Source organism: Acidovorax sp. GW458-11-26-14-TSB4, assembly GCF_059423865.1.
Window position 1 is genome coordinate 344,287 of the sequence record NZ_JBWKYR010000002.1, and the last position, 26,097, is coordinate 370,383.

The 26,097-nt window shown below is 67.6% G+C and carries 27 protein-coding genes; 17 read left to right on the forward strand and 10 right to left on the reverse strand.

Annotated elements, in window-relative coordinates:
- Window positions 1-118: 118 nt before the first annotated feature.
- Genes AC07X5_RS08055 through maiA form a run of 6 tightly spaced genes read left to right on the forward strand, consistent with a single transcriptional unit; the run spans window position 119 to window position 4,984 of the window.
- Window positions 119-1,114 (forward strand): 2Fe-2S iron-sulfur cluster-binding protein, encoded by a 996-nt coding sequence (locus AC07X5_RS08055; protein ID WP_494769701.1) that lies wholly within the window; start codon window positions 119-121, stop codon window positions 1,112-1,114.
- Between the two features lie 17 nt (window positions 1,115-1,131).
- Window positions 1,132-2,184 (forward strand): gentisate 1,2-dioxygenase, encoded by a 1,053-nt coding sequence (gene gtdA, locus AC07X5_RS08060; RefSeq protein ID WP_494769702.1) that lies wholly within the window; start codon window positions 1,132-1,134, stop codon window positions 2,182-2,184.
- A 26-nt stretch (window positions 2,185-2,210) separates the two neighbouring features.
- Complete coding sequence (locus AC07X5_RS08065) at window positions 2,211-3,503, forward strand: aromatic ring-hydroxylating dioxygenase subunit alpha (RefSeq protein ID WP_494769703.1); 1,293 nt, start codon at window positions 2,211-2,213, stop codon at window positions 3,501-3,503.
- A gap of 1 nt (window position 3,504) precedes the next feature.
- Window positions 3,505-3,975 carry an aromatic-ring-hydroxylating dioxygenase subunit beta gene (locus AC07X5_RS08070; RefSeq protein ID WP_409954990.1) on the forward strand — a complete coding sequence of 157 codons (471 nt, stop codon included), beginning with the start codon at window positions 3,505-3,507 and terminating at the stop codon, window positions 3,973-3,975.
- A gap of 10 nt (window positions 3,976-3,985) precedes the next feature.
- Complete coding sequence (locus tag AC07X5_RS08075) at window positions 3,986-4,315, forward strand: non-heme iron oxygenase ferredoxin subunit (protein WP_409954989.1); 330 nt, start codon at window positions 3,986-3,988, stop codon at window positions 4,313-4,315.
- Window positions 4,316-4,330: 15 nt separating this feature from the next.
- Complete coding sequence (gene maiA, locus AC07X5_RS08080; RefSeq protein WP_409954988.1) at window positions 4,331-4,984, forward strand: maleylacetoacetate isomerase; 654 nt, start codon at window positions 4,331-4,333, stop codon at window positions 4,982-4,984.
- 6 nt (window positions 4,985-4,990) lie between these two features.
- Here maiA and AC07X5_RS08085 read toward each other — a convergent pair whose 3' ends face one another.
- Window positions 4,991-6,232, reverse strand: coding sequence for a pyridoxal phosphate-dependent aminotransferase (locus AC07X5_RS08085; RefSeq protein WP_494769704.1), 1,242 nt, complete (start codon window positions 6,230-6,232; stop codon window positions 4,991-4,993).
- 159 nt (window positions 6,233-6,391) lie between these two features.
- Window positions 6,392-7,315, reverse strand: a complete 924-nt coding sequence (locus tag AC07X5_RS08090; protein WP_494769705.1) for a LysR family transcriptional regulator — start codon at window positions 7,313-7,315, stop codon at window positions 6,392-6,394.
- A gap of 144 nt (window positions 7,316-7,459) precedes the next feature.
- On the opposite strand from AC07X5_RS08090, the gene gcl reads away from it, so the two are divergent.
- From gcl to AC07X5_RS08125, 7 genes are all read left to right on the forward strand, one after another.
- The gene (gcl, locus tag AC07X5_RS08095; RefSeq protein ID WP_494769706.1) at window positions 7,460-9,256 is read left to right on the forward strand and encodes a glyoxylate carboligase; all 1,797 of its coding nucleotides are present in this window, start codon (window positions 7,460-7,462) and stop codon (window positions 9,254-9,256) included.
- 20 nt (window positions 9,257-9,276) lie between these two features.
- Window positions 9,277-10,059 carry a hydroxypyruvate isomerase gene (hyi, locus tag AC07X5_RS08100; protein ID WP_494769707.1) on the forward strand — a complete coding sequence of 261 codons (783 nt, stop codon included), beginning with the start codon at window positions 9,277-9,279 and terminating at the stop codon, window positions 10,057-10,059.
- Between the two features lie 19 nt (window positions 10,060-10,078).
- Complete coding sequence (gene glxR / locus AC07X5_RS08105) at window positions 10,079-10,987, forward strand: 2-hydroxy-3-oxopropionate reductase (protein WP_494769708.1); 909 nt, start codon at window positions 10,079-10,081, stop codon at window positions 10,985-10,987.
- Window positions 10,987-12,267, forward strand: coding sequence for a glycerate kinase type-2 family protein (locus AC07X5_RS08110; protein WP_494769709.1), 1,281 nt, complete (start codon window positions 10,987-10,989; stop codon window positions 12,265-12,267). Before glxR ends, AC07X5_RS08110 begins: the two co-directional genes overlap by 1 nt.
- Before the next feature lie 125 nt (window positions 12,268-12,392).
- Window positions 12,393-13,301 (forward strand): EamA family transporter, encoded by a 909-nt coding sequence (locus AC07X5_RS08115; protein ID WP_494769710.1) that lies wholly within the window; start codon window positions 12,393-12,395, stop codon window positions 13,299-13,301.
- A 141-nt stretch (window positions 13,302-13,442) separates the two neighbouring features.
- A complete protein-coding gene (locus tag AC07X5_RS08120; RefSeq protein ID WP_494769711.1) occupies window positions 13,443-14,105 on the forward strand; it encodes an alternative oxidase in 663 nt (220 codons plus the stop codon).
- 34 nt (window positions 14,106-14,139) lie between these two features.
- Window positions 14,140-14,631 (forward strand): RrF2 family transcriptional regulator, encoded by a 492-nt coding sequence (locus AC07X5_RS08125; protein ID WP_494769712.1) that lies wholly within the window; start codon window positions 14,140-14,142, stop codon window positions 14,629-14,631.
- A 9-nt stretch (window positions 14,632-14,640) separates the two neighbouring features.
- Here the strand turns inward: AC07X5_RS08125 and AC07X5_RS08130 are convergent, their stop codons facing one another.
- A complete protein-coding gene (locus AC07X5_RS08130) occupies window positions 14,641-15,069 on the reverse strand; it encodes a winged helix-turn-helix transcriptional regulator (protein WP_409954970.1) in 429 nt (142 codons plus the stop codon).
- A 140-nt stretch (window positions 15,070-15,209) separates the two neighbouring features.
- On the opposite strand from AC07X5_RS08130, the gene AC07X5_RS08135 reads away from it, so the two are divergent.
- Genes AC07X5_RS08135 through AC07X5_RS08145 form a run of 3 tightly spaced genes read left to right on the forward strand, consistent with a single transcriptional unit; the run spans window position 15,210 to window position 19,071 of the window.
- The gene (locus tag AC07X5_RS08135; protein WP_494769713.1) at window positions 15,210-15,854 is read left to right on the forward strand and encodes a (2Fe-2S)-binding protein; all 645 of its coding nucleotides are present in this window, start codon (window positions 15,210-15,212) and stop codon (window positions 15,852-15,854) included.
- A gap of 2 nt (window positions 15,855-15,856) precedes the next feature.
- Window positions 15,857-16,858, forward strand: a complete 1,002-nt coding sequence (locus tag AC07X5_RS08140) for an FAD binding domain-containing protein (RefSeq protein WP_494769714.1) — start codon at window positions 15,857-15,859, stop codon at window positions 16,856-16,858.
- Window positions 16,855-19,071: a xanthine dehydrogenase family protein molybdopterin-binding subunit gene (locus AC07X5_RS08145; protein WP_494769715.1), complete on the forward strand. Its 2,217-nt coding sequence runs from the start codon at window positions 16,855-16,857 to the stop codon at window positions 19,069-19,071. The genes AC07X5_RS08140 and AC07X5_RS08145 overlap by 4 nt, the downstream gene beginning before the upstream one ends.
- 25 nt (window positions 19,072-19,096) lie before the next feature.
- Here AC07X5_RS08145 and AC07X5_RS08150 read toward each other — a convergent pair whose 3' ends face one another.
- From AC07X5_RS08150 to glmS, 7 genes are all read right to left on the reverse strand, one after another.
- Window positions 19,097-19,282 carry a hypothetical protein gene (locus AC07X5_RS08150; protein ID WP_494769716.1) on the reverse strand — a complete coding sequence of 62 codons (186 nt, stop codon included), beginning with the start codon at window positions 19,280-19,282 and terminating at the stop codon, window positions 19,097-19,099.
- Window positions 19,279-19,449, reverse strand: coding sequence for a hypothetical protein (locus AC07X5_RS08155; protein ID WP_494769717.1), 171 nt, complete (start codon window positions 19,447-19,449; stop codon window positions 19,279-19,281). Before AC07X5_RS08155 ends, AC07X5_RS08150 begins: the two co-directional genes overlap by 4 nt.
- A gap of 75 nt (window positions 19,450-19,524) precedes the next feature.
- Entirely contained in the window at window positions 19,525-21,153 is a 1,629-nt protein-coding gene (locus tag AC07X5_RS08160; RefSeq protein ID WP_494769718.1) for a GGDEF domain-containing protein, read from the reverse strand.
- 531 nt (window positions 21,154-21,684) lie between these two features.
- The gene (locus tag AC07X5_RS08165) at window positions 21,685-22,701 is read right to left on the reverse strand and encodes a reverse transcriptase family protein (protein ID WP_494769719.1); all 1,017 of its coding nucleotides are present in this window, start codon (window positions 22,699-22,701) and stop codon (window positions 21,685-21,687) included.
- Window positions 22,664-22,987, reverse strand: coding sequence for a helix-turn-helix domain-containing protein (locus AC07X5_RS08170; RefSeq protein ID WP_494769720.1), 324 nt, complete (start codon window positions 22,985-22,987; stop codon window positions 22,664-22,666). The genes AC07X5_RS08165 and AC07X5_RS08170 overlap by 38 nt, the downstream gene beginning before the upstream one ends.
- A gap of 44 nt (window positions 22,988-23,031) precedes the next feature.
- Complete coding sequence (locus AC07X5_RS08175) at window positions 23,032-23,196, reverse strand: hypothetical protein (RefSeq protein WP_494769721.1); 165 nt, start codon at window positions 23,194-23,196, stop codon at window positions 23,032-23,034.
- 340 nt (window positions 23,197-23,536) lie between these two features.
- Window positions 23,537-25,444 carry a glutamine--fructose-6-phosphate transaminase (isomerizing) gene (gene glmS, locus AC07X5_RS08180; protein ID WP_494769722.1) on the reverse strand — a complete coding sequence of 636 codons (1,908 nt, stop codon included), beginning with the start codon at window positions 25,442-25,444 and terminating at the stop codon, window positions 23,537-23,539.
- A gap of 131 nt (window positions 25,445-25,575) precedes the next feature.
- Between glmS and AC07X5_RS08185 the strand changes: the two genes are divergently transcribed.
- The gene (locus tag AC07X5_RS08185; protein ID WP_494769723.1) at window positions 25,576-26,073 is read left to right on the forward strand and encodes an Lrp/AsnC family transcriptional regulator; all 498 of its coding nucleotides are present in this window, start codon (window positions 25,576-25,578) and stop codon (window positions 26,071-26,073) included.
- The last annotated feature ends 24 nt before the right edge of the window (window positions 26,074-26,097 follow it).

A 26,097-nucleotide genomic window follows, 5' to 3' on the forward strand; every position in this document is an offset into this window, starting at 1 on the left:
CCTTCATGAATATTGATTTCAATGATATTCAACATTCACACCATCGCGTTGACTGATTTTCAGGTGCCCCGGATCATCCGCCGCACAAGAACATTGCGACCGCAAGAGACAACGCACGATGGAAATCCAAGTCCGCCCGCTCGGGCGCACCCTGCACGTCGCCCCTGGCGTGAACCTGCTGGAGGCCCTGCGCGCCCACGACGTGCCCGTGTCGTACAGCTGCATGGCCGGGCGCTGCGGCACCTGCCGCTGCAAGGTGGTCGATGGCACGGTGCTCGACGCGGGTCGTGAAGCCCAGCGCCCCTTGGGTACCGTGGTCGGGGACGATGGCGGCTACGTGCTGGCCTGCCAGACCTTTGTGACCGAGCCCTGCACGGTGGAGATCGCCGAGCCCGACGAGGTGGTGGTGCACACCGCGCGCACCCTCAAGGCCACGGTGATCGCCATAGAAGACGCCACCCACGACATCAAGCGCCTGCGCCTGCAGCCGGCCAAGCCCCTGGACTTCTCGCCCGGCCAGTACGCGCAGCTGCAGTTCACGCCCGCGCATGCGCGCCCCTACTCCATGGCGGGGCTGGCGGGCGATGGCGAGCTGGAATTCCACGTGCGGCTGGTGCCCGAGGGGCGCGTCACCGGCTACATCGCCCAGGGCCTGAAGGTGGGCGACACCGTGCGCGTGAGCGGCCCGCTCGGCTCGGCTTACCTGCGCCGCCGGCACGACGGGCCCATGCTCTGCGTGGCGGGCGGCACGGGCCTCGCGCCCATCCTGTCCATCGTGCGCGGCGCGCTCGCGGCGGGCTTGCCCAACCCGGTGCACCTGTACTTTGGTGTGCGCTCGGAGCGCGACGTTTACGGCCTGGACTGGCTGGCCGCGTTGCAGCGCGCGCACCCGGCCCTCACGGTGCACACCGTGCTGGCCTCGGGCCGCGCGCCAGGCTGCCGCAGCGGCCTGGTCACCGAGGCCATCGCCGCAGACTGGCCCCGCCTGGCCGGCTTTCGCGCCTACCTGTGCGGCGCGCCCCCGATGGTGGAGGCCACCGCGCTGCTTGTGCGCCGCCGGGGCGTGCTGCCTGAGCACATCTATGCAGACGCCTTCTACGCCAGTGGCACGTGACCGCCCAAGGAAGCCCCATGGAACAGCCTCGAACCCATTCCGCAGAGACCCTGGCCGCCCGCAAGGCCTATTACGAGCGCATCGGCGGTGACAGCATGACCCCGCTGTGGGAGGTGCTGGGCGCTCTGGTGCCGCCCCGGCCACGCTCGCCGGCCGTACCGCACCGCTGGTCCTACGCGGCCGTGCGCGACCAGGTGCTGGAGGCGGGGCGGCTGATCAGCGCCGAAGAGGCCGAGCGCCGAGTGCTGATCCTCGAGAACCCGGGCCTGCGCGGGCAGTCGTGCATCACGCAGTCGCTGTACGCCGGTCTGCAGCTCATCCTGCCGGGCGAGGTGGCGCCGGCGCACCGCCACACCCAGTCGGCCCTGCGCCTGGTGCTCGACGGTGAAGGCGCCTACACGGCAGTGGACGGCGAGCGCGTGACCATGCACTGCGGCGACTTCATCATCACCCCGGCCTGGACCTGGCACGACCACGGCAACCTGGGCAGCGAGCCCGTGGTCTGGCTCGACGGGCTGGACATTCCGCTGGTGCGCTTCCTGGATGCGGGCTTTGCCGAGAAGTCGCTGGAACGCTCACAGGGCGTGGAGCGGCCCGAAGGCGATGCCCTGGCGCGCTACGGCACGAACATGCTGCCCGTGGACGAGGCGCCGCCGCAGCCTGGCGACCCGACCCGCCTGTTCATCTACCGCTACGCGCAGACCCGGGCAGCACTGCAGACCCTGGCCCAGGGCACGCCAGACGCGCACCTGGGTTTCAAGCAGCGCTTCGTGAACCCGGCCACCGGCGCATCGCCCATGCCCACCATGGGCACTTTCGCCCAGTGGCTGCCAGCCGGCTTCGCCACCCGGCCCCGGCGCTGCACCGATGGCACGGTGTATGTGTGCCTGGAGGGCGGTGGCGAAGCCGAGATCGAAGGCCAGGTTTATCGCTTCGAGGAGCGTGACGTCTTCGTCGTACCGTCCTGGCACACGCTGGCGTTGCGCGCCCGGGCCGACAGCGTTCTCTTTTCCTATTCCGACCGCCCCGTGCAGAAGACCCTGGGCCTGTGGCGCGAAGAGCGGCTCTGAACCCTACCCACAACAAGGAGACAGGCATGAACAGTGAACCCGCCACCATCTTCCCGGCGCAGGCCAGGTGGGAGGGCCCGGGCACCAGCCGTGTGCCTTTCAAGGTCTATACCGACGAGGAACTGCACCGCAAGGAGCTTGAACGCTTCTTCTACCAGAAGCACTGGTGCTACGTGGGACTGGAGGCCGAGATCCCGAACGCGGGCGACTTCAAGCGCACGGTGATTGGCGAGCGCTCGGTCGTGTTGGTGCGCGATGCCGAGGGCGGCATCAACGTGATCGAGAACGTCTGTGCCCACCGGGGCATGCAGTTCTGCCGCGAGCGCTCGGGCAACCGCAAGGAACTGGTCTGCCCCTACCACCAGTGGAACTACACCTTGAAGGGCGAGCTGCAGGGTGTGCCGTTCCGCCGCGGCGTGAAGCAGGACGGCAAGGTCCACGGCGGCATGCCGGCCGACTTCAACCCTGCCGACCATGGGCTCAACCGGCTCAAGGTGGCCACGCGCGGCGGCGTGGTGTTCGCCTCGTTCGATCACGGAGTGGAATCGTTCGAGGACTTCCTGGGCCCAGAGATCCTGGCCTACTTCGACCGCCTGTTCAACGGTCGCCAGCTCACCCTGCTGGGCTACAGCCGCCAGCGCATTCCCGGCAACTGGAAGCTGATGCAGGAAAACATCAAGGACCCCTACCACCCCGGACTGCTGCACACCTGGTTCGTGACCTTCGGGCTCTGGCGCGCGGACAACAAGAGCGAGCTCAGGATGGATGCGCGCCACCGCCACGCGGCCATGGTCTCCACGCGCGGCCAGGCGGGCAAGGCGGGCCAGGTCACGCAGGTGTCGAGCTTCAAGGAGAGCATGCAGCTCGAAGACCCGCGCTTCCTCGACATCGTGCCCGAGCCCTGGTGGGGCGGGCCCACGGCGGTGATGATGACGCTGTTCCCCAGCGTCATCCTGCAGCAGCAGGTCAACAGCGTCTCCACGCGCCACATCCAGCCCTCAGGCCATGGCGCCTTCGACTTCGTGTGGACCCACTTCGGCTTTGCGGACGACACCCAGGAGATGACCCAGCTCCGGCTGCGCCAGGCCAACCTGTTCGGCCCTGCGGGATTCGTCTCGGCCGACGATGGCGAGGTGATCGAATTCTCGCAGCAAGGCTTCGAGCAAAAACCCTTTCACCGCGCGCTGGCCGAACTGGGCGGGCGCGAGGTGGGCAACACCGACCACATGGTGACCGAGACCTTGATCCGCGGCATGTACCAATACTGGCGTGAGGTCATGGAGGACGGCGACGCACCCCAGGACAAGGCAGGGGGCTGAGATGGACTTCGCCACCTACTACGCCCTCACCCAGCTCTATGCCGACTACGCGAGCGCCGTGGATTCGGGCGACTGGGACCTGTGGCCCGGCTTCTTCACCGACGACTGCAGCTACCGCCTGCAGCCGCGCGAGAACCAAGAGCGCGGCTTTCCGCTGGCCACGCTCTCGTTCGAGAGCAAGGGCATGTTGCGCGACCGGGTCTACGGGATCAAGGAAACCCTGTTCCACGACCCCTACTACCAGCGCCACATCATCGGTGCGCCCGTGGTGCGTCGGGTGGAGGGCGAGCGCATCCACTGCGAAGCCAACTACGCAGTGCTGCGCACCAAGCTGTCGCAGGTCTCCACGGTGTTCAACGTGGGCCGCTACATCGACGAGGTGGTGCGCACGCCCGAAGGCCTGAAGTTCGCGAAGAAGCTCGTTGTCTTCGACAGCGAAATGATCCCCAACTCGATCATCTACCCCATCTAGGAAAACGACCATGAGCGATACGAGCACCACCCTGCAATGGACCGATGCGGCCGCCTTCGACGAGGTGCCGCAGGACGACGTGATCGGCCTGGCGGTCGGCGGGCGCGACATCGCGCTCTACGGCGTGGACGGCACCGTCTACGCCACCGACAACCTGTGCACCCACGGCCACGCCCGGCTGTGCGACGGCTTTCTGGACGGGCATGAGATCGAGTGCCCGCTGCACCAGGGCAAGTTCGATGTGCGCAGCGGCGCGCCCACCTGCCAGCCCGTGACCGATGCGGTGCGCACCTATCCCGTGCGCATCGATGGCGGCCGGGTCTACCTCGCTCTTGGCTAGCCCTATCATTCGGCCATGGACCGCATTCTCTACACCTATTTCCGCAGCTCGGCCGCCTACCGGGTGCGCATCGCGCTCAACCTCAAGGGCCTCACGGCCACCCAGATCCCCGTGCACCTGGTGCGCGATGGCGGCGAGCACCTGAAACCCGAGTACAAGGCCATCAACCCACAGGGCCTGGTGCCCGTGTTCGGCGAGGACGGCATGCGCATCAGCCAGTCGCTGGCCATCCTCGAATACCTGGAAGAGCAGTACCCCGGCACGCCCCTGCTGCCCGCTGCGGCGGCCGACCGCGCGCGCGTGCGCCAGCTGGCGCTGGTGGTGGCCTGCGAGATCCACCCGCTCAACAACCTGCGCGTGCTCAAGTACCTGAGCGGCACGCTGGGGGTGGCCGAGGCCGCCAAGAGCGACTGGATCAAGCACTGGATCGCCGAAGGTTTTGCGGCGCTGGAGGCGGAACTCACCGCTACCGGCAGCGGCGCCGGCAAGTTCTGCTTTGGCGACACCCCCACCATCGCGGACTGCTGCCTGGTGCCCCAGTTGTTCAATGCCCGCCGCTTCGAGGTGGACCTGTCGCCCTACCCCACGCTCGTGGCCATCGACGGACGCTGCCAGGCGCTGCCGGCCTTCCAGCAGGCGCACCCTTCGCAGCAGCCCGACGCCCAGTAACGGGAGTCAGCGCGCCGGGTTGGCTTCCAGCCAGGTGCGCAGGCGGCGCACGCCTTCGACCAGGCGCGCCGGGTCCTGGGAGGCGAAGCACCAGCGCAGCCAGCCCTGCGCTTCGGCGCCAAAGGCATTGCCGGGCGCCAGGCCCAGGCCGGCCTCGGCCACCAGGCGCTTGGCCAGGGCCAGCGAATCGGTGACGCCTTCGATCTGGAAGAAGGCGTACATGGCGCCGCGCGCGGCCACCACCTTCACGCCCGGCACCTGGGCCAGGAGCGGCACCAGCGTGTCGCGGCAGGTCTGCAGCTGGGCCACCACGCGCGGCGTGATCTCGGCACTGTGCTCCAGCGCGGCCAGGCCGGCGCGCTGGGTGAACACACTCGCGCACGAGGTGTTGAATTCGATGACCTTGGCGATGCCGTCCACCAGCGCAGGCGGCAGCACCAGCCAGCCCAGGCGCCAGCCGGTCATGAGAAAGCTCTTGGAAAAGCTGTGCGCCACCACCAGCCGGTCGTCGGCGCTGGCGATGTCGAGAAAGCTCGGCGCGCAGCGGTTCTCGGTGGGCTCGTAGTACAGGCGCTCGTAGACCTCGTCGGCCAGGATCCAGGTGCCCGTGCTGCGGCAGTGGTCCAGGATGCGTTGCTGCTCGGCGCGCGTCAGCGTCCAGCCGGTGGGGTTGTTGGGGGCGTTGACGATCAGCAGCCGGGTCTTGGCGGTCACGGCCTGGCACAGGGCGTCCAGATCCAGCGTCCACTGCCCATCGGCCGCCGTGAGCGGCAGGGTGCGCACGCGCGCCCCCAGGATCACCGGCTGCGCCACCAGGTTGGGCCACACCGGCGTGACCACCACCACCTCGTCGCCGGCATCCACCAGGGTCTGCACGGCCAGCATCAGCGCGCTGACGCCGCCCGAGGTGATGGCGATGCGGCCCGCGTCCACCGCCGGATGCAGCGTGCTGGTGTAGCGCGCCACCGCCTCGCGCAGCGCGGGCAGGCCCAGGTTGTGGCTGTAGAAGGTCTCGCCACGCTGCAGCGACTCGATGGCCGCGTTGCGCACCACCTCGGGCGTGACCTCGTCGCTCTCGCCGAACCAGAAGGCCAGCACATCGTCGCGGCCCAGGCCGGCATTGGCGACCTCGCGGATCATGGAAGGTTCGAGGGTCTGGATGGTCTCACGCATGGTCGAGAAAGCGGCGGAGTGGCCGCCGCAAGTCGATGAAGGAACCTCAAGCGTAGCTTCTTTTCGCCTGCTCACCGCGCTACGCGCCGATCGCAGTGCATGAAACTGGCGCGCCCAAAAGCCAGCGCCCCCGTGCAAGGGCCGCCCCGCCGCACCGGGGGCGTCCCCCTCCCGACTCGCGCAGCGAGTCGAGAGAGGGGTGAAGGCGCGAAGCGACTCAGGGGGTGCTTCATTTCAGGGAGACGCGTCTACCCCCTGCGCTGCCCACCAGCGCTCGCCCATCTGCTGCTGCAGCCATTCGATGAAGCTCACCACCTTGGCCGGCACCATGCGCGGCGAGGGGTAGACGGCGTGGATCTCCTGCGGCGGCAGGGTCCAGCCGGGCAGCAGCGGCACGACGGCGGCACTTTCGAGAGAGCCATGCGCCACATAGGTCGGCAGCGCAGCGATGCCCATGCCCCCGCGCGCGGCGGCCAGCAGGGCCGAGAGGTTGTTGGAGCGCAGCGGCCCCGCCACCGGCACCGCATGCGCCACGCCCGTGCCGTTGCTGAAATGCCAGCGCGCATCGCCCTGCACGGTGCTGTAGATCAGCGCATCGTGCCGGGCCAGGTCGGCCGGAGCGGCCGGCATGCCGCGCTGCGCCAGGTAGCCGGGCGAAGCCACCAGCACCCAGGGGTTGAGCCCCAGGTAGCGCGCGCCCAGTGTCGAATCGGCCAGGCGCCCCATGCGGATGGCCACATCGATGCCCTGCTCCACCAGGTTCACATAGCGGTCCTCGAAGACCAGGTCGATCTGCAGGCGCGGATTCTCGCGCATGAAGCGCATCACCAGCGGCACCAGCACGCGCCGCCCGAAGGCCACCGAAGTGCTGATGCGCAAGCCCCCCTGCACCTGCGACTGCAGCAGCGCGGCCACGGTCTCGGCCTCTTCGACATGGTGGGTGATGAGCTTGCACTTGTCGTAGTACAGGCGGCCGATCTCGGTGGGCGACACGCCGCGCGTGCTGCGGTGCAGCAGGCGCGAGCCCAGCTGCCTTTCGAGCTGGGCCACGAGCTTGGTGGCCGAGGGCTGGCCCACGCCCATCTCGGCCGCGGCCTTGCTGAACGAGCCCAGGTCCACCACGCGCACGAACAGTTTGACTCCGAGAAGGCGATCCATGGAAACGATTATCGGCAGCGCCCCGCCGCCGATTGCATTCCAAAAGGGAATAACGCTAATGCCCTGGATGCGGGTTCCGGGCAGCGGCCATTGGGCGGAGCATCCAGTCCATCGACCAATCAACCCCTGACAGGAGACCCCGCAATGGCAATGATGAAGGCCGCCATGGCCGCCGTTCTGGTGATGGAAAAGGAGGGCATCACCCAGCTCTTCGGCGTGCCCGGCGCGGCGATCAACCCGCTGTATGCCGCGCTGCGCGAACGCCAGTCGCTCACCCACATCCTGGCCCGCCACGTCGAGGCCGCCTCGCACATGGCCGAAGGCTATACCCGCGCCAAGGCCGGCAACATCGGCGTGTGCGTGGGCACCAGCGGGCCGGCCGGCACCGACATGATCACCGGGCTGTACTCGGCCATCGCCGACAGCATTCCCATCCTGTGCATCACCGGCCAGGCACCGCGTGCACGGCTGTACAAGGAAGACTTCCAGGCGGTGGACATCGAGTCCATCTCCAAGCCCGTGACCAAGTGGAGCGTGACGGTGCGCGAGCCGGCCCTGGTGCCGCGCGCCTTCCAGCAGGCCTTCCACCTGATGCGCTCGGGCCGGCCGGGGCCGGTGCTGATCGACCTGCCCTTCGACGTGCAGATGGCCGAGATCGAGTTCGACATCGACACCTACGAGCCGCTCCCTGTCTACAAGCCCGCCGCTACACGCAAACAGGTGGAAAAGGCCCTGGACATGCTGGAGGCCGCCGAGCGCCCGCTCATCGTGGCCGGCGGCGGCATCATCAACGCCGATGCGGCCGACCTGCTGGTGGAGTTTGCCGAGCTCACCGGCGTGCCCGTGATCCCCACGCTCATGGGCTGGGGCGCCATCCCTGACGACCACCCGCTGATGGCCGGCATGTGCGGCCTGCAGACCAGCCACCGCTACGGCAATGCCACCCTGCTGGCCAGCGACTTCGTGATGGGCATCGGCAACCGCTGGGCCAACCGGCACACCGGTTCGCCCGAGGTGTACTGCAAGGGGCGCACGTTCGTGCACATCGACATCGAGCCCACGCAGATCGGCCGCGTGTTCAACCCCGACTACGGCATCGTCAGCGACGCCCATGCCGCACTGCAGCTGCTGGTGCAGGTGGCGCGCGAGCGCCGGGACGCCCGCGGCCTGCCCGAGCGCAGCGAGTGGGCCGGCCGCTGCGCCGAGCGCAAGGCGCTGATGCACCGCAAGTCGCACTTCACCGAGACCCCCATCAAGCCCATGCGCGTGTACGAGGAGATGAATGCCGTGCTGCCGCGCGACACCATCTACGTGAGCACCATCGGCCTGAGCCAGATCGCGGGCGCGCAGTTTTTGCACGTCTACGGCCCGCGCCAGTGGATCAACTGCGGCCAGGCCGGCCCGCTGGGCTGGACCATTCCCGCCGCACTGGGCGTGGTGGCGGCCGACCCCACGCGCACGGTGGTGGGCCTCTCGGGCGACTACGACTTCCAGTTCTTGATGGAAGAGCTGGCTGTGGGCGCGCAGTTCAACCTGCCCTATGTACAGGTGCTGGTGAACAACAGCTACCTGGGCCTGATCCGCCAGGCGCAGCGCGGCTTCGAGATGGACTACTGCGTGCAGCTGGCGTTCGAGAACCAGAACGTGGCACCGGGCGAGGGCGACCTGCGCAGCTATGGCGTGGACCACCAGGCCGTGGTGCAGGGCCTGGGCTGCCGCAGCCTGCGCGTGACCGACCCCGAGAAGATCGCCGGCGCCCTCAGCGAGGCCCTGGCCCTGGCGCGCGAGCACCGCGTGCCGGTGGTGGTGGAGGTGATCCTGGAGAAAGTCACCAACATCGCCATGGGCACCGAGATCGACAAGGTCAACGAGTTCGAAGAGATCGACTGCCGCCACCCTGGCGGGCGCGCCGGCCTCGAACTCGCCGGCCTGCTGGATTGAACAAGCAACGAAAGACCGACATGCCCCGATTTGCCGCCAACCTGACCATGCTCTTCACCGAGCTGCCTTTCATAGACCGCTTTAGCGCCGCCTCGCGCGCCGGCTTCAGCGCCGTCGAATTCCTGTTCCCCTACGCCTGGCCGGCCGAAGAAATCCGCGCCCAGCTCGACGCCCATGGCCTGCAGCTGGTGCTGCACAACCTGCCTGCGGGCGACTGGGGTGCGGGCGAGCGCGGCATCGCCTGCCTGCCAGGGCGCGAGGCCGAGTTCCGCGCGGGTGTGGCCCAGGCCATCGCCTATGCCCAGGCCCTGGGCGTGAACCAGCTCAACTGCCTGGCGGGCAAGGCGCCCGAAGGAGCGGACCCTGCGCTGCTGCGCCGCACGCTGGTGGAGAACCTGCGCTTTGCCGCGCAGGAACTGCGCCAGGCCGGGCTGCGCCTGCTGGTGGAGCCCATCAACACCCATGACATCCCTGGCTTCTTCGTGAACACCACGGCCCAGGCGCTCGATCTGCTGGACGAGGTGGATGCCAGCAACGCCTTCGTGCAGTACGACATCTACCACGCCCAGCGCATGGAGGGCGAATTGGCCGCCACGCTGCAAAAGCACCTGCCGCGCATCGCCCACATCCAGCTGGCCGACAACCCGGGCCGCAACGAGCCGGGCACCGGCGAAATCAACTACGCCTGGCTCTTCAAGCACATCGACGCCATCGGCTACACGGGCTGGATCGGCTGCGAGTACAAGCCCGCCACCACCACCGAGGCCGGCCTGGGCTGGCGCACGGCCCTGACCCACGCATGACTTTTAAGGACACACTCCCATGACCAGCACCTCCCTCAAGATCGGTTTCATCGGCCTTGGCACCATGGGCGCGCCCATGGCGCAGCACCTCATCCAGGCCGGCCACCAGCTCTTCGTGCACACCCGCGGCCGTGTGCCGCCCGCCATTGCCGAAAGCCGGGCCACCCAGTGCGTCACGGCGCGCGGCGTGGCCGAGCGGGCCGACATCGTCTTCACCATGGTGCCCGACACCCCGCATGTCGAGGACGTGCTGTTCAGCGAGAGCGGCGTGGCGGCCGGCCTCAGCAAGGGAAAGACCGTGGTGGACATGAGCTCGATATCGCCCATCGCCACCAAGGACTTCGCGCAGCGCATCAACGCCCTGGGCTGCGACTACCTCGACGCGCCGGTCTCGGGCGGCGAGGTCGGCGCGAAGAACGCCACGCTGTCCATCATGGTGGGCGGGCCGGACGCGGCGTTCGCGCGCGTCAAGCCGCTGTTCGAATTGATGGGCAAGAACATCACCCTGGTGGGCGGCAACGGCGACGGGCAGACCGCCAAGGTGGCCAACCAGATCATCGTGGCGCTCAACATCGAGGCCGTGGCCGAGGCGCTGGTGTTCGCCGCCAAGGCCGGTGCCGACCCGGCGCGCGTGCGACAGGCGCTGATGGGGGGCTTCGCCTCCTCCAAGATCCTCGAAGTGCATGGCGAACGCATGCTGCGCCGCACCTTCGACCCCGGTTTCCGCATCGAGCTGCACCAGAAGGACCTGAACCTGGCCCTGGCCAGTGCCCGGGCCCTGGGCGTGGCCCTGCCCAACACCGCCACCGCGCAGGAGCTGTTCAACAGCTGCGTGGCGCAGGGTGGCGCGGCCTGGGACCACTCGGCCCTGGTGCGGGCGCTGGAGACCCTGGCGCATTTCGAGATCGGCCAGCCGGCCGCGCGCTGATGGCAGCGCAGCAGGCGCTGCTGCGCCGCATGTTCGACGCGGCCATTGCCAGCGCCCAGCCGGCGCTGTGCGTGCCGCCCCATCTGCCATCGCGCAGGGACCTGGGCACGGCGGGCCGGCTGGTGGTCATCGGCGCGGGCAAGGCCTCGGCCGCGATGGCGCGGGCGGTGGAGGACCACTGGGACGGACTGCTATCGGGTCTGGTCGTCACACGCTACGGCTACGCCGTTCCCTGCCGGCAGATCGAGATCGTGGAAGCCGCCCACCCCGTGCCCGACGCCGCCGGCATGGCCGCTGTGCAGCGCATGCTGGACAGCACCGCGGCCGGGCTGCACGAGGATGACCTGGTGCTGTGCCTGATCTCGGGCGGCGGCTCGGCCCTGCTGCCTTTGCCGCTGCCCGGCATCACCCTGGCCATGAAGCAAGAGGTGAACCGCGCCCTGCTGCAATCGGGCGCCACCATTGCCGAGATGAACTGCCTGCGCCGCCACCTCTCGGCCATCAAGGGCGGGCGGCTGGCGCTGGCCTGCCACCCGGCGCGCGTGCTGACACTGCTGCTGTCGGACGTGCCCGGCGATGCGCCCATGGACATCGCCTCGGGCCCTACGGTGGGCGACCCCACAAGCTGCGCCGATGCACTGGACATCGTGCGCCGCTACGGCATCGCGCTGCCACCCGCCGTGCGCGAGGTGCTGGAGTCGGGCCAAGGTGAATCGCCCCCACCCGACCATCCGCACCTGGCCGGCAGCGCGGTGCGCATGGTGGCCACGCCGCAGATGGCCCTGGAGGCCGCTGCCGAGGTGGCGCGCCAGGCCGGCTACATACCGTACATCCTGGGCGATGCGCTGGAGGGCGAGGCGCGCGACGTGGGCCGGGTGCTGGCCGGCATGGCCCTGCAGGTCGCACAGCGCGGCCAGCCGTTTGCCGCACCCTGCGTGCTGCTCTCGGGTGGGGAGACCACGGTCACCGTGCGTGGCGACGGGCGCGGCGGGCGCAATGTGGAATGCCTGCTGTCCATGGCGCTGGCGTTGCAGGGCCACCCGCGCATCCATGCGCTGGCGGGCGATACCGATGGCGTGGACGGGCAGGAGGAAATCGCGGGCGCCCAGATCACGCCCACCACGCTGCAGCGCGCACAGGCCCTGGGAATCCGGCCCGCCGACGCGCTTGCGCGCAACGATGGCCATGGCTTTTTCGGCGCACTGGGCGACGCGGTGGTGACCGGACCCACGATGACCAATGTGAACGATTTCCGCGCCATTGTGATCGACCCGGGGTGAATGTCCGATTCTGATCCTCGGTCGTCTCGCGCGCGCATGGCGGGCCGGCGGCCGGGGGCCTAAGATTCCGGCATGTTCCGCCTGACCTGCCCCAACACCCCTCTCGCAACCCCAGGGGTTGCCCCATGACCCCAACTGCTTCCCTGCGCCCGCGCGACCTGGGTCTGGCGCTGCTCGTCATCCTGGTCTGGGGCGTCAACTTCGCCGTCATCAAGGTCGGCCTGGCCGGCGTGCCGCCACTGCTGCTGGGGGCGCTGCGCTTCATGCTCGCGGCCTTCCCCGCGCTGCTGTTCTTCAAGGCACCCAAGGTGCCATTGCGGCTGTACCTGGTCTTCGGGTTGACCATGTCGGTGGGGCAGTTCGCCTTTCTGTTCAGCGCCATCCACGTGGGCATGCCCTCGGGGCTGGCCTCGCTGGTGCTGCAGTCGCAGTCGTTCTTCACGCTGGTGCTCACGGTGCTGTGGCTGCGCGAGCGCTGGCAGGGCAGCCAGCTCGCGGGCCTGCTGCTCGCAGCCGGGGGATTGGCATTGATCGGTAGCGCGCATGGCGCATCGATGCCGCTGCTGGGCTTTTTGCTCACCGTGGCCGCCGCCGCCATGTGGGCCTGCGGCAACCTCGTGAGCCGCGCCGTGGGCCGCTACGGGCCCATGAACCAGCTGGCCTTCGTGGTCTGGGCCAGCCTGGTGCCGCCGCTGCCGCTGCTGGCGCTGTCGGGCCTGATCGAGGGGCCGGATGCAATCGTGGCGGCGCTGCAGGGCTTCAGCTGGGCCTCGTTCGCCTCGGTCGCCTACCTGGCCTGGGCGGCCACGCTGTTCGGCTATGGCGTGTGGACCTACCTGCTGGCGCGCTACCCGGTCAACCGCGTCGCGCCCTTCACGCTGCTCGTGCCCCTGGTGGGGCTGACCACGGGCTGGATCGCCTTTGGCGAGGCGCTGCAGCCAGTGCATTTCGCAGGCGGCGCCCTGCTCATGGTGGGCCTGTTCGTGAACGTATTCGGTGCGCCTCTTTTGGCCCGGCTTCGGCTGAAATCCTGAGACTGGACGCCAGAGCCGCTACCGCGTCCTTGACGCCGACCATTTAAAGATATACATTAAATAAATGTTTACGCGGCGCGGTAGACACAAGCCATCCAGGATCCTGGCCTTTCATCCCGGCGCCACCACTGGAATGCAAGCATGAACACCGATACCCACATCCCCGATTCCGCCCGCAGCCTCGATGCCCACCACCACGCCCACGGCCTCTCGGACCGCGTGGCCCTGGCCATCACCCTGGCACTGCGCTTCTTTGCCGACACCTTCTTCGCCAAGCGCTATGGCAACCGCGCCATTGTTCTGGAAACCGTGGCCGCCGTTCCCGGCATGGTGGGCGGCATGCTCGTGCACCTGCGCTGTCTGCGCTGGATGGTGGACGACGCAGGCTGGATCCGCACCCTGCTGGACGAAGCCGAGAACGAGCGCATGCACCTCATGACCTTCATCGAGATCGCCCGGCCCAGCTGGTTCGAGCGCGCTGTGATCCTGCTCACCCAGGCCGTGTTCTTCGTATGCTTCTTCGCGCTGTACCTGGTCTCTTCGCGCACGGCGCACCGCCTGGTCGGCTACTTCGAAGAGCAGGCCGTGGTCAGCTACACGCTGTACCTGGCAGAGATCGACGCAGGCCGGGTGGAGAACGTGCCCGCCCCCGACATCGCCATTGCCTACTGGAAGCTGCCCGCCGATGCCCGCCTGCGCGACGTGGTGCTGGCCGTGCGCGCCGATGAGGCCGGCCACCGCGACGTGAACCACGGCTTTGCCGACGCGCTGACCCGCCCGGTCACTGTGCAGCACGCCAGCTGAGACAATCCGGCGCCATGCCCCACCGCCCTGCCCCATGCGCCTGACCGTTTTCACCGACTATTCCCTGCGCGTGCTGCTGGTGCTGGCCTCGCGCACCGATGCGCTGGTGACCATCGCCGACATCACCGAAGCCTTCGGCATCTCGCAGGCGCACCTGATGAAGGTGACCCAGACGCTGGGCAAGACGGGCTGGGTGGACACGGTGCGCGGGCGCAATGGCGGCATGCGCCTGGCGGCCGACCCGCGCAAGCTCTCGCTCGGCGAAGTCGTGCGCCGGCTGGAGGCCGACTTCGCGCTGGTCGAATGCCTGGGGGAGGACAACCAGTGCGTGCTGACCGGCGGCTGCGGCCTGGAGGTGGCCTTGCGTCAGGCCACCGAGGTCTTTTTGCGCGAGCTCGACCGCTACTCGATCGCCGACCTGGTCAACACCAGCCCCGCCCTGGCGCAACTGGCTCTGTGGCAGCCCATCACCTGGAACACCCTGCCAGCCAAGGGTAGCGGCCGCTCAAGCCAGCGCCCTGCCTGATCCGGAATTTCAGGGCGCTCCAGCGCCTTCTTCGAAGGCCTTGCGCGATTCGAGGATGCCCTGGCGGTGCTCCTCGGCCCACAGCCACACCCCGCAAAAGGCCGCGCCCAGGCTCTGGCCGCGTTCGGTCAGTTCGTACTCCACGCGCGGCGGCACCACGGCGAACACGGTGCGCACCACCAGGCCATCGGCCTCCATCTGGCGCAGGGTCTTGGTCAGCATCTTCTGGCTGATGTCGCCCACCAGTTCACCCACGCGCGTGAAGCGCAGGCGCCCGTGCTCGGCCAGCACCTCCAGCGCCAGCATGGTCCATTTGTCGGCCACGCGGCCGATGATCTCGCGCACCAGCTGGTCGAGCTCCGGATCGGTGGGGCCAGCGGGCGGGTGCTTGTGCAGCGGATGGCGATGGAGGGCGTGGGTGGTGTCGGGCTGGGTCATGGCGGTTTCCGCGCGGTAAGTGAGGCACTTTCAAGTGCCTACTTCCCATGGGCTCGGGCCGATCATACGATCCGCCCCACCACGACCCGCCAATGGCCACACGTGCTGTTGGGCTGGTTTCCCCCTAGCAGGAAACGACGATGAAGCCCCCCTCCTCCAACGACACCACCCACGCCCCGCCCTGCGGCCTGGCAGGCCCCGAACTCAACCGCCGCGAAATGGTCCTCGGCAGCGCCGCAGCCGCGCTGGCCGGCGGCATCGCCCTCGATGCCGACGCCGCACCGGCCACCAGCGCTTCGACGCCGGCCTACGAGCTGCCCATCCGCCTGCAGGTCAATGGCCAGCCGGTCCACCTGGTGGTCGATGCCCGCACCTCGCTGCTCGACACACTGCGCGAAGACCTCGCCCTCACGGGCGCCAAGAAGGGCTGCGACCACGGCCAGTGTGGCGCGTGCACGGTGCACCTCGATGGCCAGCGTGTGGCCTCGTGCCTCACGCTGGCGGTGCAGGCCGACCGGCGCGCGGTGACCACCATCGAGGGCATCGCAGGCCCTGGTGGCGCGCTGCACCCCATGCAGCAGGCCTTCATCGACCACGATGCACTGCAATGCGGCTACTGCACGCCGGGCCAGATCATGGCGGCCATCGCCTGCGTGCGCGAAGGGCATGCGAAGTCGCCCGAACAGATCCGCGAGTACATGAGCGGCAACCTGTGCCGCTGCGGCGCCTACGTGGGCATCGTGGGCGCCATCCAGCAGGCGGCCCCTCTGGTGCGGAGGGCCTGAGCATGCGCCCCTTCGCCTACTCCCGCGCCACCACGGCGGCCGAGGCCATGCACGCCATGGCCGCCGCCCCCGAGGGCACACGCTACCTGGCCGGTGGCACCACGCTGTACGACCTGATGAAGCTGGGCGTGATGTCGCCGCCCGCCGTGATCGACATCACCGGCGTGCGCGAACTCACGGCCATCCAGACCTCGGGCAGCGAGCTGCGCTTCGGTGCACTCGCGCCCATGGCCAAAGTGGCCGCCGATCCACGCGTCATGGTGCTCTACCCGGCGCTCGCCGAATCGCTGTGGAAGGCCGCCTCGCAGCAGCTGCGCAACATGGCCAGCGTGGGCGGCAACCTGCTGCAGCGCACGCGTTGCGCCTACTTCCGCGGCGGCGAGGCCTACCCTTGCAACAAGCGCCAGCCCGGCAGCGGCTGCGCCGCCATCGACGGCGCCGACCGCGGCCAGGCCCTGCTGGGCGCCAGCGACGCCTGCAACGCGGTCTACCCTGGCGACTGGGCCATCGCGCTCACGGCCTTCGATGCCATGGTGGACACCATCAGCCCGCGCGGCACACGCTCCATTCCCATCGAAGCACTGCACCGCGAGCCGGGCAGCACGCCGCACATCGAGACCGCCCTGGCCGCCGACGAGCTGGTCACGCACATCCGCGTGCCAGCCTCGCCGCTGGGCCGGGCCTCCACGTACCACAAGGTCCGCGACCGCGAGTCCTATGCCTTCGCGCTGGCATCTGCGGCCGTGGCACTGCAGATCGAGGGCGGTATGGTGCGCGCCGCGCGCATCGCCCTGGGCGGCGTCGCCACCCGGCCCTGGCGCGCACGCCAAGCCGAGGAAGCACTGCTGGGCCAGCCGCTCACGCACGAGAGCGCAATGCGCGCGGGCTCCATCGCCTTCGAAAAAGCCCGGGCCGGGCAGCACAGCGGCTTTCGTATCGAACTGGGCCGCCAGACGGTGGCCGACGCACTCCTCATCGCCAGGGAACGGGCAGGCACTGCATGACCACCACGACACACCAACCGACCAAGGCCTACCCCGACACCGCGCGCGTGGACGCCTACGACAAGGTGCGCGGCGCCACGCGCTACGGCACGGACCAGAACCTGCCCGGCATGGCCCACGCCATGCTCGCCGTGGCGCGCATCGGCCGCGGCACGGTGCGCTCCATCGACCGCGGCGCGGCCCAGGCCGTTCCCGGCGTGCGCCTCATCCTCACGCACGAGGACGTGCAGGGCCTGGCCTCTGCCGGCTTCATCCTGGGCGGTGGCTACGGGGTGCAGAGTTTGCAGCCGCTGGCCGGCGCGGCCATCGCCTACTACGGCCAGCCCATCGCCATTGTGGTAGCCGATACGCTGCAAGCTGCCACCGAGGCCGCCGCCCTGGTGCGCGCCACATACGACGAAGCGCCGTTCACCGTGGACTTCGGCGCACCGGGCCTGCGCGCACTGGCGCAGGCCGACTCGCCCCTGCCCAAGCCGGCCTTTGCCGACAAGCTGCGCGGCGATGCGGATGCGGCCTATGCCGCAGCCCCCGTGCGCGTCGAGGCGCAGTACCGCGGCCCTGCCCAGCATGCCAACCCCATCGAACTGCTGGGCACGGTGGCGCACTGGCAGGGCGACATGCTCACCGTGTACGAATCCACCCAGAACAGCGGCGCACTGCGCCACGGCCTGGCGCGGCAGCTGGCCGTGCCGCCCGATCAGGTGCGCGTGGTCTCGCCCTCGGTCGGGGGCGGCTTCGGCCAGAAGAATTCGCTGCAGGGGCACACGGTGCTGGTGGCGCTGGCGGCGCGCCGGCTGGGCCGCCCGGTGAAGCTGGTGGTGCCGCGCGAGCAGGTGTTCCACGCCTCGGGCTTCCGGCCCGCCAGCATGCACCGGCTGCAGCTCGGTGCCGACGCCGCGGGCCGGCTGCAGGCCATCACGCACGAGGTGCAGCAGCAGACCTCGCAGCACGATTTGTTCCCCTCGTCGTGCACCGAGATCTCTGCCAGCATGTATGCCTGCCCCCATTTCCGCGGGCGCGAGAGCCTGGTGCGCACCGACACCCACACGCCGGGGTTCATGCGCGGGCCGTGGGAGCATTTCACCTGCTTCGCGCTGGAGAGCGCCATGGACGAGCTGGCCCACGCCCTGGGCCAGGACCCCGTGGCCCTGCGCCTGGCCAACGACACGCAGGTGGATCCGCATTCGGGCAAGCCTTTTTCGTCACGCCACCTCGCGCAGTGCCTCACACGCGGCGCCGAGCGCTTTGGCTGGGCGCGCCGCAACCCGGCCCCCGGGTCCATGCAGGCGGCCGATGGCACGCTGATCGGCTGGGGCGTGGCCGCCGGCGCCTACAAGGCAGCGACGGCGCCGGCCATCGCGCGGCTGCGCGTGTCGGACGATGGCCGGGTGCGCATCGACATCGGTGGGCACGAGATGGGCCAGGGCATCCGCACCGCCGTGGCCAACACCGTGGCCGGTGTGCTGCAGGTGCCTGCGCGGCAGGTCACGGTGGTGCTGGGCGATACGCGCGGCGTGCCCCAGCACCTGACCGCCGGCTCCTGGGGCACAGCCACGGCCCTGCCGGCAGCGCTGCAGGCGGCCGAGCAGGCCATGGCGGAACTGGCGGCGCTCAACCCCTCACGGCGAGCCCGCACGCCGCAGCAGATCCTCAAGGCTGCGCGCACGCCCTTCATCGAGGTGGAAAGCCGCCACCGCGCGCCGGGCCAGCCCGAGCAGATCTACGGCCGCCTGGCCCAGGGCCTGCCCTCGGCGGCGGGCCCGCACTACCCGGAGTTCACCGCCTTCAGCTACATCGCGCACTTCGTGGAGGTGCGCATCGAGCCGCACACCCGCCGCGTGCGTGTGCCGCGTGTGGTGAGCGTGGCCGACTGCGGCCGTGTGGCCAGCCCGCGCACCGCGCGCAGCCAGGTGCAGGGCGGCGTGGTCTGGGGCATAGGCGCCGCGCTGCGCGAGGTCAGCGAGGTGGACCCGCGCTACGGCGGTTTCCTCAACGCCAACCTGGCCGAGTACGTGCTGCCGGTGAACCTCGATATCGGCAGCATCGAGGCCGATTTCATCGACGAGCCCGACCCGCGCATCAACCACCTGGGCGTGAAGGGCCTGGGCGAGGTGGTCATGACCGGCGTGGCTCCAGCGATTGCCAACGCCATCTTCCACGCCACGGGCAAGCGCCTGCGCGAGCTGCCGATCCGGCTGGAGCACCTGCTTTGACAGCAGCGCTGGAGGGCAAGGCCCTTCAGCCAAAGGTGAAGGCATAGCTGCGCGCGCCCGCATCCAGGAACTGGATCTCCACGGTGCGGGGCTTGGCGGCCTCGTCCTGGCGGATGGGCTGGTGGAGCCGCGTCGCATCGGCCATCCCGTTGCCCTCGGCGTCCACGTCCGTGCCATGGTGGATGCCGGGCGGCTGCCCATCCAGCGTCACGTGAAAGCGCACAGGCTGCCGTTCGCCGCGCCGGGTACGAGGTAGAGAACGTGGGCGTCGGTTGCTGCGGTCATGGTCTCGTCCTTGGGAGAGATGGTGTCTGTCGAAATGACGACCGGATTGTTGAATCCGCAAGGCATTCCGTCCCAGCGGTTTTCTGAAGCCATGCAGGGCCTGCAGCGCTTGCGTACAAAACCATGCAAAACTCCCTGCCACGCGCGGACCGCGCGGCACTGCCCGCCTCACCCTCCTTGCAACCGGTTGCGCCCTTCGCGCTTGGCCGTGTACATCGATTGATCGGCACGCCGCAGCAGTTGGGCCGCATCGTCCTGGGGCTGGGCACAGGTCAGCCCCATGCTGACGGTCACCTCACGCCCCGGCACGAAGCGGGACCAGTCATGGGCCTGCACCTGCTGCCGGAGCCGTTCGCACACCAGGGAGGCATCACCCAAGGCCTGCCCCCACAGCAGCACGACAAACTCCTCGCCGCCGATGCGCGCCACGAAGTCGCCGCCCCGCACGCCGCCGGTCAGCAATTGGGCGATCTCGCGCAGCACGGCGTCCCCCACATCATGGCCCCAGCCATCGTTGATCTGCTTGAAGTGGTCGATGTCGATGATGGCCAGCGAAAAGACCTCTTCCTGGCCATGCGCCATCGGAAGCAGGGCCATCAGGCGGGCGTCCAGCGCCCGCCGGTTGGCCAGCCCGGTGAGCGGGTCCAGCAGGGATTTCTGCGTCGCCACGTCGGCGCGCTCGCGCAGCTCCTGCGCTTCGCGCCGCAACTGGGCCAGTTCCTGCTGGGCGATCTCCATCCTCACCTCGCCCAGCAGCACGCGCGCCTGGGCATCCAGGCTGAGCTCCCGGTCGCGGCGCACCTGGACCACCATGGCCTCCAGCGCCGCCAGGGCCTGCGCATCGGCGCCCGCGGCCTTGAAGGCCCGGTACCGGGATCGCCACCACCACCGGCGGCATCCCTCGTTTCTCTGCGCCGCGGCCGCATCCACCCGGTGGTCCAGCGCTTCGCAGGCGTCGACCGCGCGCCCGCTGGCCAACAGCCAGTCGGCGTTGAGCAGTTCGTTTTCTGCCCGGGCATCGGGGGCCTTGGCCTGCAAGGCGAAGGCCCGGTGCCGATCGACCGCAACGCGCATCTCTTCAAGCCGCCCCAGGGCCTCCAGGGCCAGGCACTCGATTTCGGCGCAGACCATTTCCCAGCGCACATGCCCCTGCGCGAGCGTTTTCGCCCGCTGCACTACGGCCAGGGCCTCGCGCAGATCCGCCGCCTGCGCCTCGGTCGGCGCCAGCGGGCCCGGCAGATGGGCCAGCTTGCGCCCGGACCGGCACAGGGCGCCGGCGAGGTTGACCACCGCAGCGAATTGCGCGACCTTGTCGCTGTCGCGCTGGGCCTCTTCATCCGCCTTGTGCAGCAGGGTGATCGCGTGCGGATGGTCGCCCAGCAACTCCACCACGCCCGCCAGGCTGGAGAGGCTGCGCGACACCATCCCGGGCACACCCAGTTTGCGTGCCCGCCCCAGCGCCAGCATGGCCTCGGGCAGCGCCTCGTCCGCCCGCCCGAGCTGGCACCAGGCCCGGGTCAGGGTGTTGCGCAGCTTGATACCGACCCCGTGCAGTTCCAGGGCATCGGCCTCCGCTAGCGCTGCACGTGCGCTCTGTGCCGCTTTGTCGCTCTCGCCCCGGCGCAGTTGGTGCTCGGCCAGCCAGGCGGCCGCCAGCGCGGCTTCAGGCCGCAGCCCGCCCTCCGTTGCGGTTTGCAGGGCACGCGCCGCAATCTCGACCCCGGCGTCGTGGGCGCCCACGAGACTGGCGGCTTCGCAGTCTTTCAGGTCGGCCAGGAGTTGGTCTGTGCGGTCCATGGTCTATGGCGCCTGATGCTGCGGGGTTGGCTGTTTTCAGAACGGTGTCCCATGAATATCGCACAGAGACCCGAACCAGGGGACCTCCATTGCAAAGAGCCGCATTGCAGCATGTCTCATGCCGGCCACCTTGCTACAGATAGGGATATCCGTACTTCTCATACAGCGCGTCGAAAGTGGTGTAGCCCCTGCAGCCTGCTTGATGCCACCGAGTGCGCACCGAAGATGGCTGCGTGCTTCAGCAGATTTGCATAGTGCGTACAGCACGCACGATCAAGAAGTCGGGCCTTATGGTCACTTCGCTGGCTTGCATCGAGAAAAGCAGATTCGTTCGCCATTTCAGAAGGCTCTTGTCCCTGTCCCGGGGCCATCCTAGAGCTTAATCAGAAACCCTGCTCTGTTGTTGGTGTGAACTCGAGAGAGCAGCGTTGTCCAATGCCAAGCAAATTAGAGTAGTTGAATTTCGAATGGACACGGCTCTTATTCGCGGTGCCTAGAAGGACTTTTTGAGGTGATTCCAGGTCACCCCTGTCATTGGGGCGCTGCACTTTGCAACGCCATCGTCCTCGTTCGTATTGCAGCGCTACGCAATCGGATGAACCGACTTTCCAGCGGCGTTGCTCCACTTGGATCAACGCACTTGGCTGCCGCAATTTTCGACTGCAGACTTTGCTCCACCCCAACCGCCCCTGCTTCGTACTGAGCCAACAGCGCGATGATGCCCTTGCGATGCTCGTTCCGAATGCGAAGTTGATCGCCGTCCCTCACGGCCCCAGTGATGATCACAGCCGAACCTGCGGGTGCAGACTTGTCTTTGCTCGATTTCGCTCGGAGCCCGCGACCCAGGAGTCTCCTTTTGATGCTGCGAAGCAGCGACATCGATGCACGGGGTCCAGAGACTGTGATGTCGTCAACGAACAATGTCAGCGTGCATCCTGCATCAACGCATAGCACTTCGATGTCATCGAACATTCGCCTGTGCGTGAAGTAAGACAATATTGGGCTGACTGCGCTTCCGGTAGGCAAATGCTGGTTGATAGTAAGTGCATCTGCCATCGTTGTCGCCAAGTCCATCGGCCACTTGAGGTCGTGCAGTAAAAAGTCCTTTACATGGGCGCGCGTCGTATTTTCATAGAACTTTTCGATGTCTGCACACACGACTGGATCAGTCCCCTTGTGCGCCTGTGCATTGGAGATGTGGGATCTACCTCTGGTCGCTGAATGCAAAAAGGCAGGGCGCTCAATTCGATTCAAGAACTTCGCAAATCGATACTGAAGTGTCTGCGTATCCCCACGCGGATCTTGGATGTACCTGGGTGCTTTCCCTGGTCGGCTTGCAGCCTCTTCAAAACAATGGTAATCCGGCCGTCTTGCAATCTCTTTGATGCGATCCATCGAAAGCTGCATCAGTCCAGCCAACTCTCTCGGACCACCTAACATGTAGAGCGGCGACCGCTCGAGCGGATACTTTTCGCTTGGGCTACGGCGGTTTTCTCGCTTGAGGGCACGCCTATCGTGCAGGTGCTTCTTGCTTGTCAGGTTGGTCATGCTGGTCAATCCAATCCAACATCTTCAGCACTTTGCTAGCCATCGACACACGCAGTTTGTCGCTCCTTTTTCCAGCCCCTAATTGCTCAGAAAAGAGCATCAACGAGGACACAGGCACTTGAAACACCTCAGCATACCTAGTAAGAAGATCGACCGTTATCGCGTGAGCCTTTGCGCCTGACTCAATTTCGCTGAGATAGTTGTTCGAGATACCCAGTTTTGAAGCCAGTTCCTGCTGCTTCATTCCATGGTATCGACGCAGATGTTTGAGAGCTTTGTTAAGCATTTTTGACCGCCATAAGGAAGGAGCAGGGGTCGACCGCTCGGGCTTCACAGCCAATCGAACTTTTTAGCAATCCAATACAGGATCTTCAAAAGCCAAAAGGCAATTTGCAAAGTCCATTTGTTCTTCAGCACGGGCAACCACTTTGCCCACAAATGCTTCAGAAACAAAACAATCGACGGTCGTCCATGTTCGGCGGGGTCTTTACCCATAAGCATTCTCCGGTTGCACCAGCAAGATTGCTGGCTCCAGCATCGCAACCAGTGAAGAGGGACGACTTTTACCCTGCTCACCCTAACTGCCGCTGGCGCTCCAGCCGCCAGCGGCGTCCCGCAGCACGTCGCCGTGCCCCGAGAGAGATTTGGAAGGTTTCCCTTCCGCAGACCTGGTGAGGTCCTTTACTGCACGCTAGATTGATCTTCTTCCGTGCCGAACATAGCCGCAATCATACATCGAAATTCGCTGACAGCGAAAAATAAATTCGCCAACAGCGAACTTTAAAAGTTAACGGGCCTGTTTCAGCTCAAATTGCCCAGGGAGTGCATGACACCCTCACTCCACCGTCACACTCTTGGCCAGGTTGCGTGGCTTGTCCACGTCCGTGCCGCGCGCGCAGGCTGTGTGGTAGGCCAGCAGCTGCAGCGGCACCACGTGCAGCAGCGGGCTCAGCGGGCCATAGTGCTCGGGCATGCGGATCACGTGGATGCCTTCGCTGCTCTCGATGCGGGTGTCGGCATCGGCCAGCACGTAGAGCACGCCGGCACGGGCGCGCACTTCCTGCATGTTGCTCTTGAGCTTTTCCAGCAGTGTGTCGTTGGGCGCCACGGTGACCACGGGCATGGCACTGGTGACCAGGGCCAGGGGGCCGTGCTTGAGCTCGCCGGCCGGGTAGGCCTCGGCGTGGATGTAGCTGATCTCCTTGAGCTTGAGCGCGCCTTCGAGCGCAATGGGGTAGTGCAGGCCCCGGCCCAGGAACAGGGCGTTCTCCATGCGCGCGAAGTCCTCGGCCCAGCTGATGACCTGGGGTTCGAGCGCGAGCACGGCCTGCAGTGCCACGGGCAGGTGGCGCATGGCCCTGAGGTGGGCGGCTTCCTGCTCGGGCGTGAGGCGGCCCTTGGACTGCGCGAGCGCCAGCGTGAGCAAAAACAGCCCGGCCAGTTGCGTGGTGAAGGCCTTGGTGCTGGCCACGCCGATCTCCACGCCGGCGCGCGTGATGTAGGCCAGCTTGCACTCGCGCACCATGGCGCTGGTGGCCACGTTGCAGATGGTCAGCGTGTGCTGCATGCCCAGGCTCTGCGCGTGGCGCAGGGCGGCCAGGGTGTCGGCCGTCTCGCCCGACTGGGTGATGGTGACCACCAGGCTGCGCGGGTTGGGCACGCTGGTGCGGTAGCGGTACTCGCTGGCCACTTCGACCTGGGTGGGGATGCCGGCGATCTCTTCGAGCCAGTACTTGGCGGCGCAGCCGCTGTAGTAGCTGGTGCCGCAGGCCAGGATGAGGACGCTGTCGATCTCCTTGAACACGCGCCAGGCGGCCGTGCCGTCGGCGCCGTCGAAGAGTTCGGGCACGATGCCCTCCAGGCCTTCGAGCGTGTCGGCAATGGCGCGTGGCTGCTCGAAGATCTCCTTTTGCATGTAGTGGCGGTAGGGGCCGAGCTCGGCCGCGCCGCTGTGGGCCTGCACGGTGCGCACCGGGCGCTGGGCAGGGGTCAGCGCCTCGCGGCCCTTGCCCACGATCCAGTAGCGGCCCAGCTGCAGATCGACCAGGTCGCCCTCCTCCAGGTAGACGATCTGGTCGGTCACGCCGGCCAGGGCCATGGCATCGCTGGCCAGGAAATGCTCGCCCGCCACCGAGCCGCCGGCGCCCGAGCCCACGCCCAGGATCAGCGGCGAGCCGGCGCGCGCGCCCACCACGCGGTGCGGTTCGTCCTTGTGCATCACGGCGATGGCGTAAGCGCCATGCAGTTGGGCCACGGCGGCCTGCACGGCCTCGAACAGGTCGCCGGTGTAGTGGCTTTCCACCAGGTGAGCGATGACCTCGGTGTCGGTCTGGCTGGTGAACACGTAGCCGCGGGCCTGCAGGGCGGCGCGCAGTTCCTCGTGGTTCTCGATGATGCCGTTGTGCACCAGCGCCACACGGCCCGGCGTGCCGGCCGCGTCGCCGGTGCCGTGGCTGAAGTGGGGGTGGGCGTTGTGCACTTCGGGGGCGCCATGCGTGGCCCAGCGGGTGTGGGCGATGCCGGTGGCGCCATCCACATGGTCGGTCTGCACCTGTTCGAGCAGTTCGGCCACGCGGGCCGTGCTGCGGGCACGCTGCAGGCCGGCCGGGCGGCTGGCGTCCAGGCTCGATGCATGCACGGCCACGCCGCACGAGTCATAGCCGCGGTATTCGAGCCGCTGCAGGCCCTGCACGAGGATGGGAACGATGTTGCGCGTGGAGACCGCGCCGACGATGCCGCACATGGATTGCTGCTCCGGTTGTTGGGTAAGTGGCGCAATGGTAGGCAGGCATTCATGGAATTGGCGATTGATATTCACAACAAAATGAACTTAAATTTCATAAAATCTAAGTGGTGAAATAAAATTCCAAAATCATGGAAAAATCGGAATCAATTACCCTGGACCAGGTGGACCTGCAATTGCTAGCGCTGCTCCAGGCCGATGCCAGCCAGAGCAACCAGGCCCTGGCCGAGCAGGTGCATGTCTCGCCGCCCACCTGCCTGCGCCGCGTCAAGCGCCTGCACGAGGTGGGCCTGATCGAGAGGCAGGTGGCCCTGCTGCAGCCCGACCGCCTGGCAGCGGTGCAGGGCCATGGCCTGGCCTGCATCGTCGAGGTGTCGCTGGACCGGCAGGATGCCCAATCGCTGGATGCCTTCGAGGCCCGGGCCGTGGAGCACCCTGCGGTGCAGCAGTGCTGGCGTGTGTCGCCCGGCCCGGACTTCATCCTGGTGGCGCACACGCGCGACATGCCGGGCTACCTGGCCTTGTCGCAGCAGTTGTTCACGGGCGATGCCAATGTGCGCAACGTGAAGGCATTCTTCAGCACCAAGCGCGCCAAGTTCAGCACGGCCATCCCGCTGCAGGGGCCATGAGCCGGGCCTCAGCGCTGCAGTCCT